Source organism: Sphingomonas sp. BL2, from assembly GCF_056680015.1.
In genome coordinates this window covers 1,022,404-1,040,038 of the sequence record NZ_CM155261.1, presented here as the reverse complement: position 1 = coordinate 1,040,038, position 17,635 = coordinate 1,022,404, and the positions used below count along the sequence as shown (strand labels likewise).

Here is a 17,635-nt window from a genome sequence, read left to right as displayed (position 1 = left end):
CCCTCGCGCGGGGCCGGGATCGGCAGGGAGTTCGATGGAACCACATGTACGCCGCACCGTCCGCTACGAGGATTTCGTTCAGCCCCGCCGCCGTCGCTGGCCGTGGATCCTGGGCGCCGTGATGCTGCTCGCGCTCGCCGCCGGGATCGCCGCCTTCTGGCTCGGGGGCGATCACCAGGCGCACGCCGCGCCGCCCGCTTTGTCGCAGGCGGGTGGCCCGGTCGCGTCCGAGGCCTATCAGTGGAAGCACGTCGCGATCGGCGGCGGGGGCATGATCTCCGGTCTGTCGAGCGATGCGTCGGGCAAGACCTTCGTCGCGCGCACCGACGTCTACGGTGCGTATATCTGGGACGCGTCGGCGAACCGTTGGAGCCAACTCGTCACTGCGGCGTCGATGCCCGACAGCATCCGTACGCAGAACGGCGCCGCCGCGGGCGCGTACGAGATCGTCGTCGCCCCCTCGCGCGCGCAACGCATCTACATGGCGTTGCAGGGCCGGGTCTATCGCTCCGACGATACCGGCAGGCACTGGGTCCAGCCCAACGCCGGCAATCCCTTCCCGATGGTGTGGGACGCGAACAGCGAGTTCCGCCTGCACGGCCCGTTCATGGCGGTCGATCCGACCAATCCGGACATCGTCCTGCTCGGCACCCCCGCGACCGGGCTGTGGCGCTCGACCGATGGCGGCGCGCAGTGGACGCATGTCGGCTCGGTTCCGGTCAGCAAGGATCGCAAGTCCGATGCCGGCGCGCAGACGCCCGGCACGATGTTGTGGTTCGAACGACCCGCCGGCGGCAAGCCGACCGGCCGGCTGTTCGCGCTCGCATCGGGTGCGGGCATGTTCGTGTCGAGCGATGCGGGCGCGACGTTCCGTCCGCTTCCGGCGGTCGGGGTGCAGCCTTTGACGCTCCAGCGCGGCGCGTTCGATCGTCGCGGCACGTTCTTCGGCGTCGATGATCTGACCAAGTCGATCTGGTCGTACCGCGACGGACGCTGGCGCGATCTCACCGCGGACCTCGGTCTGACCGTCCGCGAATACGCCGCCGTCGCCGCCAATCCGCATGCCGATCAGGTGATCGTCGTCGATCGCGGCGGGCAGGGCTATGTCAGCAGCGATGGTGGCGCGACCTGGAACAGCGTATCGCACAGCGCGCAGGCGGGGGAGGGCGATCCCCCCTGGCTGCGCGTCGCCAACGCGCCGTTTTTCACGACCGCGGACATGATGTTCGATCCCGTCGTCCCGAACCGGGTCTGGGTCGCGGCGGGCATGGGCGTGTTCCACGCCGACGTACCGCCCGGAACGGGGGCGCTCGACTGGGTCAGCCAGACTCGCGGGATCGAGGAGCTCGTCGCCAACGACGTGATCCAGCCGTCCGGCGGCTCGCCGATCTTCGCGGGCTGGGATTTCGGTATCCACGTGAAGGACGATCTCAACGCCTATTCGACGACGTTCGGCCCCGGCGAGCGCGCCTTGATGACTGTCCCGCAGCTCGACTGGACGCCGGCCAAGCCTGGCTTCGTCGTCAGCAACGCGTCCGATGCGCGGATGGGCTGCTGTTCGGAGGACGGCAATGCGGTGATGGCGGGCACCAGCACAGACGGCGGCCGCAAATGGGCCAAGTTCCCGACGCTGCCGACACCCCCCGGCACCAAGGACGACGATCCCTGGCGAATGTCGTTCGGGACGATCGCGGTCTCGTCCGGCGATCCGCAGAACATTATCTGGGCACCCGCGTTCAACCGCCAGCCCTATTACACCAAGGATGGCGGCCGCAGCTGGACCCCGGTCCGCCTGCCCGGCGCGAGCGGCGATACGCCCGGATCGTTTCAGGCGCAGTGGATGCAACGCAAGACGCTGACTGCGGACAAGGCCATCCCCGGCACCTTCTACCTCTATCATAGCGGCGGTGGCGCAAACGCCGGTCTCCAGGGCCTGTGGCGGACGACCGACGGTGGCGTCGGCTGGGACAAGGTCTTCGACGGCGAACTCGCACCGTCGAGCGAACTCGCGGCAAAGCTCCGTTCGGTGCCCGGCCATCCCGGCAACCTGTTCTTCACCTCCGCCTTCGAGCACACCAGCGATACCGGCCTGCGTCGCAGCATCGACGGCGGCAAGACCTGGCAAATTGTCCCCAGCGTCACCCGCGTCGACGACATCGCATTCGGCAAAGCGGCCAAGAGCAAGACCTATCCGACGCTGTTCCTGTCGGGGCGAGTCGCCGGCGAATACGGGATCTGGCGTTCGGTCGACAACGCCGCCAGCTGGCAGCAACTGACCGACTTCCCGGTCGGCTCGCTCGATCAGGTCAGCGTGGTCGGTGCCGATCCCGACGTCTTCGGCCGGGTCTATCTCGGCTATGTGGGTTCAAGCTGGATCTGGGGCGAACCCGCACCGTGCAAACCTGCCGCCTATCAACCATTGGCGGACCGGCAATGCTCGCTGGTCCGCTGACGCGGTACGGCGATGGCTTTGGCGACATTTTCTTTCGTCTGGTCGTGTAAGGAGGGGCGTAGTGTAACTGCGGCAGGCGCGGCGTGAAATGACTGCAACGGAAGCGTGTTCCAGTCGCATCGGACGGCATGTTGACATCAGCCGTACCGGGTCCAATGTAATGCGCATGTACACGCTGGCGACACATAAGCGTTTCCTCGACCATGCGGGCCAACTCGCCGCACGCGGTTAGCCCGAGCTCGCGGCCGTTCGCCGTTCGAGTTCGGGCTTTATTCGATCTGACCTTTGGGACGTGCTCTGCGCGCCCATGATCTCGAGTAAACGGAAACCGCACAGTGTCGGAACAGAACCCTGATAACGATGGTCGCCCTTTGGCGAATTATGATGCCGAACTTCAGGATCGCGCCTCGCAGCCCTTCCTGAGAATGAGACCGAAGCATTTTTTCTCGAACCAGTTCGAGTTGGAGATCGTAGAAAACGATCCTGCCGATGATGGCGATGGTCGGGTTCGCAGGCAGTCGAACTGGCTGAACCGCTTTATTGACGTGAATCTTGTCCTAATGATCCTCGTGATCGGCGTGCCAATCCTGTTATATTGCATCGTCGCGTCGGCGAAATAGGCGTCGGTCTCACGTTTAAGGACTGTTCGCGACGATGTCGCGGGCAGTCCGCGAGTGACAGAATAGCCGGCGACTTGCCGCAAAATCCGTGTCGATAAACTAGTAACGGTAGTTGCTCACCGGGCTCCCGCGCTGCCTGTCCGTGATAGGTAAGGATGCAATACGTTTAATGCGGCGTGATATCGCCGGGTCGGGCACGCAATTCCGGCGCGTTGCAAAGAAATGATGATCTACTCCGACATCTACGATGTGGCGCCGAAGTTGCGACGAAGCCCAGCCAGTATCAGTCAAACCGATTATATTTATGTCGGACGATGAACAAAATGTAATGATGCACGTATGTTAATCACCTGGTGTTCAATTTCATACAAATATAGTAGGCGCCTGCCAGCAGGGGTGCATTACGAATTCAAGGACATACCGTGACCGATACACTTAATACAGTCGAGCTCGCCGCCGAACTGACGGCAGCATGGCTTGCCAACCCCAATACGCGCACTGCCGCCGACGACGTGCCGGCGTTCCTCGTCGCTATGCATTCGGCCGTTGAGAAGCTGGTCGGCAATGGCGAAGCGGAGCCCGAGGCAACGGCGCAGCCGACGTCCGAGCCAGCCGTTTCGGTGCGCAAGTCGCTGGCATCGCCCGATCACATCATCTCGATGCTCGACGGCAAGAAGTACAAGACGCTGCGTCGTCACCTGTCGACCAACGGCATGACGCCGGAGCAGTATCGCGAGCGCTTCAACCTGAAGTCCGACTATCCGATGGTCGCCGCGACCTATTCGGAAGCGCGCCGTGCGATGGCGAAGTCGATCGGGCTTGGTCGCAAGGCAGGTGCAACGGTCGAGAAGGCGTCGGAAGACGCAGTGAAGACCGTTCGCAAGGGCGGCAAGGCAGCACTGGATGCCGCCAAGAAGACGCTCGGCAGCGAGGATTGAGATCGGCGAGGGGGGAGGGCGCCGTCCTTCCCCTCTCCCCTTTACGATACCCAGTTACACACGGCGCATTATGCGCGCCTGCCGTCCTCGACCAGCGCCTGCGCCAGAAGCGCGCGGATCGCACGGAGTGCCGGTATCACCGGCTCGATCGTGTCAGTCGTGACCGGCGTTGTCTTTTCGGCCGCAAGCAATTGCTGCACGCCGCGGACGGTATAGCCTTCGCGGTTGAGCAACGTATCGATGCGCCGGACCAATACCGCATCCTCGGCACGGTAATAGCGCCGGTTCCCCGCGCGCTGCAGCGGCCGCAGCTGGGGAAAGCGGGTCTCCCAATAGCGCAGGATATGCTGTGGCAGGCCGGTCTCCCGCGAGAGTTCGCCGATCGTCCGGAACGCAGCCCCTGCCTTGCCCGGACCCGCCGTCGCTATACCCACGGCAGCGATGGATGTGCTGCCGTCGTCGGAACCGGGATCGCCCGCTACGTCGATGTCGTCCGTGAAATCGCCACCGGAAGTATCGGCGTCATCGGGCATTACAGGATCAGTCGGCGCCGACGATGCGCTCACGCATCATCTGGCTCGCGCGGAACGTCAGGACGCGGCGCGGTGCGATCGGCACCTCGATGCCGGTTTTCGGATTACGGCCAACCCGCTCGCCCTTGTCGCGGAGCACGAACGTGCCGAACCCCGAGATCTTGACGTTCTCGCCTTCGGACAGTGCGCCGCACATCTCGGAAAGGATCTGTTCCACGATCTTCGAGGAATCCGCACGCGACAATCCTACCTCGCGGTGGAGGGACTCGGCCAGATCGGCGCGCGTCAATGTACCGGTCATCGTCATTCGCAAGCTCCCAGTCTCGGCGCTTCTCTACACAAGCAGGATCGCGACCGGAAGAACTTTTGTTCTACAAGTGAATCGATCTCTTTCTACGAGATTAGAAGCGGATAACCGCCGCGCCCCAGGTAAACCCGCCGCCCATCGCCTCGAGCACGACGATCTGGCCTTGTCGGACACGTCCATCGCGCACCGCGACGTCGAGCGCGAGCGGCACGGAGGCTGCCGAGGTGTTGGCATGCCGGTCTACGGTGACCACCACCTTCCCCGCCGCGAGACCCAGTTTGCGGGCGGTCGCGTCGAGGATGCGGGCGTTCGCCTGGTGCGGCACGACCCAGTCGACCTGGTCCGAAGACAAGCCAGCCATCGCCAGCGACTCGGTCATCACCGAAGCCAGATTGGTGACCGCGTGGCGGAAGACCTCGCGGCCCTTCATGCGCAGCTTGCCGACGGTGCCGGTCGTCGAGACGCCGCCGTCGACATAGAGAAGCTCGTTGTGACGGCCGTCCGCGTGCAGCTTGGTCGTCAGGATACCGCGACCGCCTTCGTCCGCCGTATCCTGCGCCTCCAGCACGATCGCGCCGGCGCCGTCGCCGAACAGCACGCAGGTCGTCCGGTCTTCCCAGTCGAGGATGCGGCTGAACGTCTCGGCACCGATCACCAGCGCGCGCTTGGCGACACCGCTGCGGATCATGCTGTCGACGACCTGGACCGCGTACAGGAAGCCCGAGCAGACCGCCGCCACGTCGAACGCGACGCAATCGTTGATGCCGAGCATCGCCTGCACCTTGGTCGCGCTGGCGGGGAAGGTCTGGTCGGGCGTCGCGGTAGCGAGCACGATCAGGTCGATGCTGTCGGCTTCGATCCCAGCCGCGGTCAACGCTGCGCGGCATGCGTCGGCGGCCAGCGTCGCGGTCGTCTCGTCTTCGCCGGCGATGTGGCGGAAGCGGATGCCGGTGCGCTCGACGATCCACTCGTCGCTGGTGTCGACCTGCGCAGCCAGTTCGGCGTTCGAGACGCGGCGCTTCGGCAGCGCCGAACCCGTGCCCATGACGACAGACCGGATCATGCCGCCTTCTCCACATTGCCGAGATCGTCGGCGATCCGTCGCACCAGGTCGTTGCGGACCATCTTGGCGGCATTGCCGATCGCGGTCGCAACGCCGCGCTCGTTGGCGCCGCCATGACTCTTCACGACGATGCCGTTGAGCCCGAGGAAAACCGCGCCGTTGTGATTGTTGGGATCGAGATGATCGCGCAGCAATTCGGTCGCCGGCCGCGAGATCAGGAAGCCGAGCTTCGAGCGGACCGAGCTGCGGAACGCACGCTTGAGCAGGTCGGCGACGAATCGCGCGGTGCCCTCGGCGGTCTTCAGCGCGATGTTGCCGGAGAATCCGTCGCACACGACGACGTCGACTTCACCGCGCGACAGCCGGTCACCTTCGATGAAGCCGTTGAACTGCATGTCCACGGCCGGCGTCGCGCGCAGTTGAGCCGCCGCATCGCGAATCTCGTCCGTACCCTTCATGTCTTCGCTGCCGATATTCAGCAGCGCGACGCGGGGGTGCGGGATGTCGAGCGCGGTGCGCGCATAGGCGGCGCCCATGATCGCGAACTGGACGAGGTTACGCGCATCGCACTCGGTGTTCGCACCGAGGTCGAGCATCACCATGTCGGTGTCGCCGAGCGTCGGCAGACGCGCCGCGAGGGCCGGCCGGTCGATCCCGGGCAGCATCCGCAACGACAGCTTCGCCATCGCCATCAGTGCGCCGGTGTTGCCCGACGACACCGCGGCGGCGGCGCGACCCTGTTTCACCAGATCGATCGCGATGCCCATAGACGTCTTCTTGGCACGACGAATCGCCTGGGTCGGCTTATCGCTCGACCCGACGACTTCCGGCGCGTGGACGATCTCCGAATGCTGCGACAGGTTCGGATGAGCCTTCAGCCCTTCGCGAATCGCAGCTTCGTCGCCGACCAGCAGGAAGCGCATGCCCTCGAATTGATGACGTGCGCGGGCGACACCGGCGAGCATCACTGCCAGCCCGTCATCGCCACCCATCGCATCGACCGCGATCCAGCCGCTGTCGGGCATCGCTTATCCTTCGTTCAAGTTAGAGGTTCCGGACGGAAGCCTCAGCCCTCGATCGAGAGGATTTCGCGACCGTTATAGTGACCGCACGACCCGCAAAGGTTGTGTGGACGCTTCAGCTCGCCACAGTTGGGGCATTCCTGGAACGACGCGATCGTGAGCGAGTCGTGGCCACGGCGCATGCCGCGCTTGGAGGGCGAGGTTTTTCTTTTGGGGACGGCCATTTCGGCACCTTGTTCAATCTAAAGGTCGGGGCTCCGAGTACGTCCGGACACGGGACACAGGCAACCGACAAGAATGCCGGCCGCCTGAAGCAACCCATGCGGCCTGACGCTCGCGAAGCGTGGCGCTATAGCGATTTCGCCCCGCGTTGCAAGCTTCCGCCCCCCACGTTGCAACCCTTGGCCTCGGGTGGCAGGGCATGCGCCTGACAAAAGACCTGATATTCGAGGGGCAACGCCGTGATATTACCCGTAACGCTGACGATCGCCGCGGCCGCCGCCGTCGTCAACCTGTGGCTCGCCTTCCGAATCGTGCCGATGCGCGTGAAGGAGAGCGTGCTGATCGGCGACGACGGCAACCAGCGCCTGCAGGCGCGGATGCGCGCACACGCCAACTTCACCGAATACGCGCCGTTCATCCTGATCCTGATCGGACTGATCGAGCTCGCGGGTGGATCGACGCTGTGGCTGTGGATCGCCGGCGCAGTCTTCGTGATCGCGCGAATCGCGCACGCGTTCGGGATGGACCGGACGACGTCGAGCGCACCACGGGCAGGCGGCGCACTCGCGACCTGGGCGTTGATGGCGGTGCTGGCCGGGTGGGCGCTGACGATCGCGTATCAGGCGAACAGCGTGCCCACTGCCAAGACCTTCCAGGTCGTGCCGTCGGGTGGCCGGGCATGAGCGCGCTTCGCTATCTTACCGCTGCCGCGCTGCTGACCGCGTCGCCTTCAGTGGCGCAAGTTTCGCCAGAACGACTGTCCGCCGACGTGAAGACGCTCGCCTCCGACTCGTTCGAAGGCCGCGCGCCCGGAACGCCGGGTGAGACCAAGACGATCGCCTGGCTGATCGCACAGTTCAAGGCGATGAAGGCGCAACCCGGCGGCCCGAACGGCAGCTGGACGCAACCCGTGCCGCTCGTCCACACCCGGATGGGCTCGGGCACCGTCCGCGCCGGCGACACCGCGCTGGTGCAGGGCCGTGACGTGTACCTCAGCACCGTCCGCGGCGTCGACCGCGTCGCCATTGCAAGCGCACCGATGGTGTTCGTCGGCTACGGCGTCACTGCGCCGGAGCGCGGCTGGGACGACTTCAAGGGCCTCGACCTCAAGGGCAAGGTCGCGGTGTTCCTCGTCAACGATCCCGACTTCGAGGCGGTCGCCGGCGACGATGCGAAGGGCAAGTTCGGCGACCGGCGGATGACCTATAACGGCCGCTGGACGTACAAATACGAGGAGGCCGCGCGACGTGGCGCGGTCGGCGCGCTCATCGTTCACGACACGGCGGGCGCCGGGTATGGCTGGAACACCGTCACCGCCCCCGCCGGCGAGAATTACGACATCGTCCGGAAAGACCCTGAGTCGCGGGTGATGCTCCAGGGCTGGCTCGAAGGCGACGCGGCGACGCGGTTGTTTGCGGCCTCGGGCCTCGACCTGGCAGCGTTGCGCAAGGCGGCGCGACGGAGCGACTTCCGCCCGGTCGCGCTTAAGCAGGCGTTCACCACCGATCTGCCGGTCAGGCACGACGCCGCCGTGAGCCAGAATGTGCTCGCCAAGTTGCCGGGCACGAAGCATGCGGACGAAATCGTGATGTTCGGCGCACACTGGGACGCCTACGGCATCGGCGCGCCGGATGCGCAGGGCCGCACGATCCGCCCCGGCGCTAACGACGACGGCCTTGGCGTGGCGGGCGTGCTCGAACTCGCGCGCAATTTCGCCAAGGCCCCCCGCACCGACCGCAGCCTCGTCTTCGCACTGTGGAGCGGCGAGGAGCGCGGGCTGCTGGGCTCGGAGACCTATGCGGTGAACCCGGTCTATCCGGCCGCCAAGACGGTCGCCAACCTGACGCTCGACATCCTCCAGACCGCAGGCCCCGCAAAGGACGTCATGCTGGTCGGCGCGGGCCAGCACAGCCTCGAGGACATGCTCGGCGATGCCGCGAAGGCGCAAGGCCGCGTCGTGACGCCGGAAGCGCTCCCCGAACGCGGGCTGTTCTACCGCGCCGACCACTTCTCGGTCGCGCGGCGCGGCGTGCCGACGCTGCTGTTGATGGCGATCAGTGGCGCACCCGACCTGGTGAAGGGCGGCCGGACCGCGGGGCAGGCGTGGCTCGACGGGTATATGAAATGCTATCACCAAACGTGCGACACGTGGGGCGCCGACTGGGACCTGCGCGGTGCGGCGCAGGACGTGGACCTGTTCAAGACGATCGGCACGAAGCTGGCGAACAGCCGGTTGTGGCCTGAGTGGCGCGACGGGTCGGAGTTCAAGTCGGTGCGGGCTGAAAGCGCAAGCGAGCGGAAGTAAGACCAGCCCTCACGCTGGCAACTACCCCGGCGGAGGCCGGGGCCCAGTTGGAAAGGTGGCAATAACGGAGCGCGACGCCAGCCAAACCTCGTCCCCCAACTGGGCCCCGGCCTTCGCCGGGGTGGAGTGATGAGAGGTATCGTTTCTGCTTGTTCTTGTTCCCCCGCGAAGGCGGGGGGCCAGGGGCCAAGCGCCAAGCGCACCACCCTTGATTGAGTCTGGGCCCCCGCCTCCGCGGGGGAACAGCTAGGGTTGCAAGCCAACGCTACCCCGCCAAAGCCCGATCGCTAACGAACATATTCGTCGCCCGCTCATGCGCGAACGTGCTCGCGGGCCCATGCCCAGGAATAAAGCTCGTATCGCTCCCCAGCGGCCAAAGCTTCTCGACGATCGACTTCACCAGCGTCTCATGATTCCCCCCAGGCATGTCCGATCGCCCGACCGAGCCCTGGAACAGCACATCCCCCACCTGCGCGAACTTCGACGGGGCGTGGTGGAAGATCACATGCCCCTCGGTATGCCCCGGCGTCTCGTACACATCGAGTGTCAGGTCCCCGATCAACACCGTGTCGCCCTCGACCAGCCACCGGTCCGGCTCGAAATTGACCCCCGAAATTCCGTATTTCGGGCCGTCCTGGTCGAGCCGCTGCAACCAGAAGCGGTCCGCCTCGTGCGGCCCCTCGATCGGCACGCCGAGATCGTTCGACAGCCGCTTGGCGCCGCCTGCGTGGTCGATATGCCCGTGCGTCAGCAGGATCTTCTCGACCGTGACCCCCGCCTGTTCGACCGCCGCCATGATCCGCGGCAGGTCGCCGCCCGGATCGATCACCGCCGCCTTCATCGTCGCGGTGCACCAGATGATCGTGCAGTTCTGCTGGATCGGCGTGACCGGCACGATGGCAGCACGGAGCGGGGGCGCAGCGCGGAGGGGAGGATTTGTCATGCCCTCGAAATAGGATAGCGCGCCCGTAGGAGCAATCGCCGCTTGCGGTTTGCCTCGCGCTCCGTGCAACAGTCGCGACGATGTGGACCGCGCCCTACGTGTTGCTCGATGACGCCCGCGCGGCAGGCGCCCCGGCGCGATTGTACCGCGACCCGGTCCGGATCGTCCGCGCCGACACGCTAGCCGAGGTCCGCCCTGCGCTCGATGCGTTACGAAACGCCCGCGCGGAGGGCCTGCACGCCGCCGGCTATCTCACCTACGAAGCCGGCGCCGCACTCGCGTCGAAACCCGTCGACGTCCGCACCGAAGGCCCGCTGCTCTGGTTCGGCCTGTTCGCCAAATACCAGACGATAACGCCCGAAGACGTCGCCGCGTTGCTCCCCGACCCCGCCGGCGCCTGGACCGGCGCGCCTGAGCCGATGGTCGACCGCGACACCTACGACGCGAGCCTGTCGCGCGTGCTCGACCTGATCGCGGCTGGCGACATCTACCAGGCCAACCTCACCTTCGCCGCCACCGTGCCGTTCGTCGGCGACCCGCTCGCGCTCTACGCCCGGCTACGGAGTCAAGCGAAGGCGGGATACGGCGCGCTGATCGACACCGGCGAGACGCGCTTCCTGTCGCTCTCCCCCGAACTCTTCTTCGCGCTCGACGGCGACACGCTAACCTGCCGCCCGATGAAGGGCACCGCGCCGCGAGGCGACACGCCCGATCCCGACCGTGCGCTCGCCGAGACGCTCGCCGCCGACCCCAAGCAGCGCGCCGAGAACCTCATGATCGTCGACCTGATGCGCAACGACCTGTCGCGCGTCGCCACCCAGGTCGCGGTCCCCGACCTGTTCACCGTCGAGACCTATCCGACCGTCCACCAGATGACCTCGACCGTCACCGCAACCCTGAAACCAGACTGCGACGCGGTGGACGTCCTGACCGCGCTATTCCCGTGCGGCTCGATCACCGGCGCCCCGAAGCAACGCGCGATGGAGGTCATCGCCGAGGTCGAGCACGCGCGCACGCGCGGCATCTACACCGGCGCGATCGGCCGTTTCGACGCGAACGGCGACGCGATCTTCAACGTCGCCATCCGCACATTGGCGATCCAGGACGGCGCGGCGACGATGAGTCTCGGCTCCGGCATCGTCGCCGACAGCGCAGCCGACGCCGAATGGGACGAATGCCATGCCAAGGGCGCATTCGTCACCGCCGGCCAGCGCCGCTTCGACCTGATCGAGACGATGGCGTTCGATCCCGACGACGGCCTGACCCGCCTCGAAGCGCATCTCGCGCGTATGAAGGCGAGCGCCCAGGCCTTGGGCTTCACCTTCGACCGCCACACCGCGCGCAACGAACTCCAGGCCGCGACCTTTCGGTTGCGCGGACCCCGCCGCATCCGCCTGTTGCTCAGCCCATCGGGCGCGATCGCGATCGAGGCAGCACCGCTCCCGCACTCGCCTGCGCAGGCGACCGTCGCGATCGTTCCGCTGCCGGTCGCCGCGACCGACTTCCGGCTCCGCCACAAGACAAGCGCCCGCGCCTTCTACGACGACGCGCGGAAAGCCGCAGGGACGTTCGAGGTGGTGTTCGAGGACGCGGAAGGCTTCCTCACCGAAGGCAGCTTCACCTCCTTGTTTGTCCCGCGCGGCGAAGCACTCGTCACGCCGCCGCTACGGCATGGCCTGCTCCCCGGGATATTGCGAGCCGACCTCCTTGAATCGGGCCGCGCAACCGAAGCCCCGCTAACCCGAGCCGACCTGACCGCCGGATTCTTCATCGGAAATGCGGTCCGCGGGCTCATTCCCGCCATCGTTACGGTTGCGAATTCGACCAAGCGGAGCGTATAGCGCCGGCGAATTCCGCGGCGACGTTCGCGGACAACCGCAAAGGTTACACCATGCACGCATCCGCCGCGCTCGGCCGCATCAGCCCCTCGCCGACGCTCGCGATCACGTCGCGCGTTCTCGAACTGAAGCGCGCAGGCGTCGACGTGATCGGGCTTGGCGCGGGCGAACCCGATTTCGACACGCCGGACTTCGTGAAAGAGGCCGCGATCCAGGCGATCCGCGACGGCAAGACCAAATACACCAACGTCGACGGTACGATCGAGCTGAAGCAGGCGATCGTCGCCAAGTTCGCGCGCGACAACAACCTCACCTACACCACCGACCAGATCAGCGTGAACGTCGGCGGCAAGCACACCCTGTTCAACGCGATGGTCGCGACGATAGATCCGGGCGACGAGGTCGTCATCCCCGCGCCGTACTGGGTCAGCTATCCCGACGTCGTGCAGTTCGCCGGTGGCGTGCCGGTGATCGTGAAGGCAGGGCCAGAGGTCGGCTACAAGCTCGATCCCGCCGCGCTCGACGCCGCGATCACGCCGAAGACCAAGTGGGTGATCCTCAACTCGCCGTCGAACCCGACGGGGGCCGGCTACACGATCGACGAGCTGAAGGCGCTCGGCGCGGTGCTGGCGAAGCATCCGCACGTGTGGATCTTCGCCGACGATATGTACGAGCACATCGTCTATGACGGCTTCAAGTTCGCGACCATCGCCGAGGCCTGCCCCGAGCTGTTCGAGCGCACGCTGACCGTCAACGGCTGCTCGAAGGCGTATGCGATGACCGGCTGGCGGATCGGCTACGGCGCCGGCGCATCGTGGCTGATCAAGGCGATGGCCAAGCTCCAGTCGCAGTCGACCTCGAATCCGTGTTCGATCGCGCAGGCAGCGGCGGTGGCCGCGCTCAACGGCGACCAGTCGTTCCTCGCCGAGCGCAACACCGCGTTCCAGGGCCGTCGCGACCTGGTCGTGGCGATGCTCAACGAGATCGACGGCATGCACTGCCCGACGCCAGAGGGTGCGTTCTACGTCTACCCGTCGTTCGCCGAGCTGATCGGCAAGACCACGCCGAACGGCCGCCTGATCGACACCGACGAGGCGATGGTCGGCTATCTCCTCGACGATGCCAAGGTAGCCGTGGTGCAAGGCGCTGCGTTCGGCCTCTCGCCGGCGTTCCGGATCAGTTATGCGACGTCCGATGCGCTGCTCCGCGAGGCCTGCACGCGTATCCAGACGGCCTGCGCCGCACTGAAATAAGTTCTGATCCTCCCCCGCCAGGGGGAGGTGGCTGGCCCTTGCCAGACGGAGGGGGAGGTAGGCGACCACGTAGGTTCCGTGTCCTCCCCCTCCGTCACCTTCGGTGCCACCTCCCCCTTGCGGGGGAGGATCGCAAGCTTCGGCAACATTCGAGACACGCGGCGACATCGTCCGGCAACCCTGCCGGGCGATGCCTGCTGCACGATGAACGCATCGGCCACGGCGCGTTAATTGAGAGTTTCTAAAAACGACATTGTGGTTGGCCGGCATCTCTACGACATGCCGGTCCGTAACTGACGCTGACCTATCCGGTCGGCGCCATCACCGGGTTTCATTGGGATCGCATCATGCGCAGCATCGTAAAGTCGAGTTTCTTCTGGCAGTTCAGCGGCGGTTTCGTCCTCGGCGCCATCGGCTTGCTCGCACTGCAGCCCGCCGAGGCTCGCCAGACCTTCGCCAGCCATTTCGAGCATAGCGTTTCCGCCACCGCGCGATAACCGTCCTTCTGATAACTGCGGCAACGGCCTAGCGAAGCGCAAGCGCAACCCCATGTATCAAAACATGAAAAAGCCGCTTCTCGCCACGCTCGCCGCCGTCGGTATCGCCGGTGCTTTTATTGCCACCGGCACCGCGCAAGGCGCCCGCGCCGTCGTCATCCCCGCCGTCAAGACCGACCTTCCCGCAGCGCCCGGTATCCAGACCGCGGTCCTTGCGGGCGGCTGTTTCTGGACGATGGAAGCGGTGTTCGAGCATGTGAAGGGCGTGAAGGCGGTCACGACCGGCTACGACGGCGGCACCAAGGCGACCGCGACCTACGACCAGGTTTCCGCCGAGACGACGAAGCATGCCGAAGCGATCAAGATCGCCTACGATCCTCGCGTGGTCAGCTACGGCACGTTGCTTCGCGTGTATTTCTCGATCGCGCATGACCCGACGACGTTGAACCGCCAGGGCCCGGACAGCGGCACTAGCTACCGCTCGGCGATCTTCCCCCAGTCGCCCGCGCAGGCACAGGTAGCGCGGGCGTACATCGCGCAGCTTGGCGCGACGCATGCGTTTTCCGGGCCGATCGTGACGAAGCTGGAGACCGGTGCGTTCTATCCGGCCGAGGCGTATCACCAGAATTTCTACGACCGGAATCCGACGCATCCGTACGTGGTAATGTGGGACAAGCCGAAGGTAGCCGCCTTTCGCGCGGCGTTCCCGACGATTTCTAGCTGAGGCTGCACCTGCCGTAAGGGCGTTCCACCCCGGCGAAGGCCGGGGCCCAATTGGAAAGGTTGCAGTAACGACGGACGAACCTTCGTTATACGCCGCCTGCAATTGGGCCCCGGCCTTCGCCGGGGTGGTGCTTATTTACATAACTAGCGACAAGCGTCAGGCAGCAACCGGAAACCGCAGCATCCGGTCCGCTACCGGCACCATGGCCTCCGCCCCAACCCCAACCGCACGCACGATCTCCGGATGGTCCACATCCAACCCGCCAGTCAGCGACCCGAACGCCGGCAGTATCAGCTTCGTCGCCGTCGCCACGAAACACCGTCGCGCCACCTGCTTCCCCCGCACGCGCAACCGAAGCTTCGGATGGAAATGCCCCGACAGTTCCGGTCGCGTCTCCGCCCGGTCCGCTTCATGCCGCAGCACCAGCCCGTCGACGACCACCTCGTCCACGACTTCCCCGCCACACCGATCGAGGATCGCCGGATCGTGATTGCCCGTGATCCACGTCCAGCGAGTCCCGTCGGTCATCGCCCGCAACATGTCCTGCGCGCGCTGCGGCAGCCGCTCGCACCCGTCGCTGTCGTGGAAGCTGTCGCCGAGGCACCAGACTTCGCGCGCGCCCGTTGCCGCGACCAGCGCTGTGAGATCCGCCAGCGTCGCGATCGAATCATACGGCGGCAGCATCTGGCCGCGCTTGGCGAACCAGCTCGCCTTCTCGAAATGCAGGTCGGCGACCAGCAGCGCACGCCGCTCCGGCCAGAACAGCGCGCCTTGCGCCAACGCCAGAAGCGCATGCCCGCCGAACGAAAAGGGAACCATCCGCCCGCCATGCCGCCCCCGCCGCACCGAATCAAGCCGCCATCGTCGCGAACCGGGTGGGGCTTGCGCATGCCCCCAATCGGCGTAAAGCGCGCCGTCCCCTCAGGAGGAGCGCTCTTCGCGCCATGACGTCCGTCGCCGGAACACCCCAAACTGCCGCTGTACCGGAAACGCCTGGCGATCTGTCAGCGGCGCATCTGCATCCGCACCCCGCACTCGCCGCGCTGACCGTCGGCGCGATCGGCGTGGTGTTCGGCGATATCGGCACCAGCCCGCTCTACGCGTTCCGCGAGGCACTCGGCCAGACGTCCGCAGGCGGCATTGATCCGACCGAAATCCTTGGCGTGCTGAGCCTCGCGCTCTGGTCGCTGTTCCTCGTCGTCACCGTCAAATACGTCATCTTCCTGATGCGCGCCGACAACCAGGGCGAGGGCGGCGTGCTGGCGTTGGCCGCGCTCGCCCGTCGCGCGCTGGGGATGCGGTCGCGGATCGCGATCGTGCTCGGCGCGGCGGGGGCGTCGCTGTTCTACGGTGATGCGATCATCACGCCCGCCTTGTCGGTGCTCTCCGCGATGGAAGGCCTGCGGACGATCCCGAGCGCGGCGCACATTTTCAACGAAGGCGTCGTCCGCGCGCTGACGATCGGCATCCTGATCGGGCTGTTCCTGATCCAGTCGCGCGGCACGGCGCAGGTATCGAAGCTGTTCGGTCCGGTCTGCATCCTCTGGTTCGTGGCGATCGGTGCGCTCGGCATCTGGCACATCGCCGACGAGCCCTCGATCGTCCGCGTGTTCCTGCCGACCTACGGCATCTCGTTCCTCGCCACGCACGGCGTCACCGGGCTGTTCGTGCTCGGCGCGGTGTTCCTGACCGTCACCGGTGCCGAAGCGCTGACCGCCGACATGGGCCATTTCGGCAAGCTGCCGATCCGGATCGGCTGGTTCTTCCTGGTATTCCCGGCGCTCGCGCTCAACTATCTCGGGCAGGGCGCGTTCGCCTTGTCGCGGCTCGAGGACGCGGCGGCGCGCGGCGTGCCGTTCGTCAATCAGGACTGGTTCTTCCTGATGGCGCCCGAATCGCTGCGACCGGCGTTGATCATCCTCGCCGGCTTCGCGACCGTCATCGCCAGCCAGGCGGTCATCACCGGCGCGTTCTCGTTGACGCAGCAGGCGATCCAGCTCGGCCTGCTCCCGCGCCTGCGCATCCGCCAGACCTCCGCCGTGTTCGCCGGCCAAATCTACCTGCCGGCGATCAACTGGCTGTTGCTGATCGGCGTGCTGGTGCTGGTGATCCAGTTCAAGACGTCGTCGGCGATGGCGGCGGCGTACGGCATCGCGGTGACCGGCACGATGGTCGTCACCACCTTGCTGGCGTATATCGTCGTCCGACACCGTTGGAACTGGTCGCGCCCGCTCGCACTGGCGGCGATCCTGCCGTTCCTGACGCTCGACCTGATCTTTTTCGGCGCGAACATCCTGCGCGTAATCGAGGGTGGCTGGGTGCCGCTGGTCATCGCCGCGGCGATCGGGCTGATCATCTTCACCTGGGTACGTGGCAAGAAGATCGTCAGCGCGTTCGAAAAGCGCCAGAGCATCCCGCTCAGCGATCTCGCCTCGGCGTTGGAAAAGCGTCCGCCCGAGCGCGTGTCGGGGACGGCCGTATTCCTTACGGGCAACCCGCACGCGACTCCGGGTGCGCTGCTGCATAATCTCAAGCACAACAAGGTGCTCCACGAGCGCAACCTGATCGTCAGCATCCGTACCGCGGACCGTCCGTTCGTCGACGAAGCGTCGCGCGCGAAAGTGGAACGCGTCGACGACAATTTCTCGATCGTCGTCCTGACCTACGGCTTCATGGAATCCCCTGACGTGCCCCGCGATCTCGGCGTCGGCAACAAGACCGAGCAACTCGGGCTCGACCCGATGCGCACCTCGTTCTTCATCGGCCGCAACACGCTGAAACCCGATGCGGAAAAGGGCATGCCGCCCTGGCAGGACCGGATCTTCCTTTTCCTGCAAAGGAACGCCAGCGATCCGACGGACTTCCTGAAGATCCCCCCAGGCAAGGTGCTCGAACTAGGCGAACAGGTCACGGTGTAA

General features: G+C 65.9%; 17 protein-coding genes. 10 read left to right on the top strand and 7 right to left on the bottom strand.

The genetic code is table 11. From position 1 onward, the window contains the following. The first annotated feature begins 34 nt into the window (after positions 1–34). The 3 genes from AC1ME3_RS04675 to AC1ME3_RS04665 all read left to right on the top strand — a co-directional run bounded on the left by AC1ME3_RS04675 (position 35) and on the right by AC1ME3_RS04665 (position 4,010). Entirely contained in the window at positions 35–2,452 is a 2,418-nt protein-coding gene (locus AC1ME3_RS04675) for a WD40/YVTN/BNR-like repeat-containing protein (RefSeq protein ID WP_480955054.1), read from the top strand. A gap of 335 nt (positions 2,453–2,787) precedes the next feature. Then, positions 2,788–3,072: a hypothetical protein gene (locus tag AC1ME3_RS04670; protein WP_480955053.1), complete on the top strand. Its 285-nt coding sequence runs from the start codon at positions 2,788–2,790 to the stop codon at positions 3,070–3,072. 422 nt (positions 3,073–3,494) lie between these two features. Then, entirely contained in the window at positions 3,495–4,010 is a 516-nt protein-coding gene (locus tag AC1ME3_RS04665; protein WP_056490139.1) for a Ros/MucR family transcriptional regulator, read from the top strand. A gap of 68 nt (positions 4,011–4,078) precedes the next feature. Here the strand turns inward: AC1ME3_RS04665 and AC1ME3_RS04660 are convergent, their stop codons facing one another. The 5 genes from AC1ME3_RS04660 to rpmF form a co-directional block, all read right to left on the bottom strand. Then, a complete protein-coding gene (locus AC1ME3_RS04660) occupies positions 4,079–4,438 on the bottom strand; it encodes a MerR family transcriptional regulator (protein ID WP_480955761.1) in 360 nt (119 codons plus the stop codon). A gap of 112 nt (positions 4,439–4,550) precedes the next feature. Then, positions 4,551–4,850 (bottom strand): integration host factor subunit alpha, encoded by a 300-nt coding sequence (locus AC1ME3_RS04655; RefSeq protein ID WP_056063634.1) that lies wholly within the window; start codon positions 4,848–4,850, stop codon positions 4,551–4,553. A gap of 94 nt (positions 4,851–4,944) precedes the next feature. Beyond that, entirely contained in the window at positions 4,945–5,913 is a 969-nt protein-coding gene (locus tag AC1ME3_RS04650) for a beta-ketoacyl-ACP synthase III (protein ID WP_480955052.1), read from the bottom strand. Beyond that, the gene (gene plsX / locus AC1ME3_RS04645) at positions 5,910–6,938 is read right to left on the bottom strand and encodes a phosphate acyltransferase PlsX (protein WP_480955051.1); all 1,029 of its coding nucleotides are present in this window, start codon (positions 6,936–6,938) and stop codon (positions 5,910–5,912) included. The genes AC1ME3_RS04650 and plsX overlap by 4 nt, the downstream gene beginning before the upstream one ends. Before the next feature lie 41 nt (positions 6,939–6,979). Beyond that, the gene (rpmF, locus tag AC1ME3_RS04640; RefSeq protein ID WP_056054400.1) at positions 6,980–7,159 is read right to left on the bottom strand and encodes a 50S ribosomal protein L32; all 180 of its coding nucleotides are present in this window, start codon (positions 7,157–7,159) and stop codon (positions 6,980–6,982) included. A gap of 237 nt (positions 7,160–7,396) precedes the next feature. Between rpmF and AC1ME3_RS04635 the strand changes: the two genes are divergently transcribed. Both AC1ME3_RS04635 and AC1ME3_RS04630 read left to right on the top strand, forming a co-directional pair. Next, positions 7,397–7,840, top strand: a complete 444-nt coding sequence (locus tag AC1ME3_RS04635; RefSeq protein WP_480955050.1) for an MAPEG family protein — start codon at positions 7,397–7,399, stop codon at positions 7,838–7,840. Continuing rightward, entirely contained in the window at positions 7,837–9,462 is a 1,626-nt protein-coding gene (locus AC1ME3_RS04630) for a M28 family metallopeptidase (protein ID WP_480955049.1), read from the top strand. Before AC1ME3_RS04635 ends, AC1ME3_RS04630 begins: the two co-directional genes overlap by 4 nt. Positions 9,463–9,727: 265 nt before the next feature. On the opposite strand, the gene AC1ME3_RS04625 is transcribed toward AC1ME3_RS04630, so the two are convergent. Then, complete coding sequence (locus AC1ME3_RS04625; RefSeq protein ID WP_480955048.1) at positions 9,728–10,405, bottom strand: MBL fold metallo-hydrolase; 678 nt, start codon at positions 10,403–10,405, stop codon at positions 9,728–9,730. A gap of 80 nt (positions 10,406–10,485) precedes the next feature. On the opposite strand from AC1ME3_RS04625, the gene pabB reads away from it, so the two are divergent. From pabB to msrA, 4 genes are all read left to right on the top strand, one after another. Continuing rightward, positions 10,486–12,246 carry an aminodeoxychorismate synthase component I gene (gene pabB, locus AC1ME3_RS04620; protein ID WP_480955047.1) on the top strand — a complete coding sequence of 587 codons (1,761 nt, stop codon included), beginning with the start codon at positions 10,486–10,488 and terminating at the stop codon, positions 12,244–12,246. Between the two features lie 50 nt (positions 12,247–12,296). Then, complete coding sequence (locus AC1ME3_RS04615; protein WP_480955046.1) at positions 12,297–13,496, top strand: pyridoxal phosphate-dependent aminotransferase; 1,200 nt, start codon at positions 12,297–12,299, stop codon at positions 13,494–13,496. Positions 13,497–13,843: 347 nt separating this feature from the next. Beyond that, positions 13,844–13,993 carry a hypothetical protein gene (locus AC1ME3_RS04610; protein ID WP_165895481.1) on the top strand — a complete coding sequence of 50 codons (150 nt, stop codon included), beginning with the start codon at positions 13,844–13,846 and terminating at the stop codon, positions 13,991–13,993. Between the two features lie 64 nt (positions 13,994–14,057). Beyond that, positions 14,058–14,717, top strand: a complete 660-nt coding sequence (gene msrA / locus AC1ME3_RS04605; protein WP_480955045.1) for a peptide-methionine (S)-S-oxide reductase MsrA — start codon at positions 14,058–14,060, stop codon at positions 14,715–14,717. Positions 14,718–14,873: 156 nt separating this feature from the next. On the opposite strand, the gene pdeM is transcribed toward msrA, so the two are convergent. Further along, the gene (gene pdeM / locus AC1ME3_RS04600) at positions 14,874–15,536 is read right to left on the bottom strand and encodes a ligase-associated DNA damage response endonuclease PdeM (protein ID WP_192975211.1); all 663 of its coding nucleotides are present in this window, start codon (positions 15,534–15,536) and stop codon (positions 14,874–14,876) included. A gap of 125 nt (positions 15,537–15,661) precedes the next feature. On the opposite strand from pdeM, the gene AC1ME3_RS04595 reads away from it, so the two are divergent. After that, positions 15,662–17,635: a potassium transporter Kup gene (locus AC1ME3_RS04595; protein ID WP_480955044.1), complete on the top strand. Its 1,974-nt coding sequence runs from the start codon at positions 15,662–15,664 to the stop codon at positions 17,633–17,635.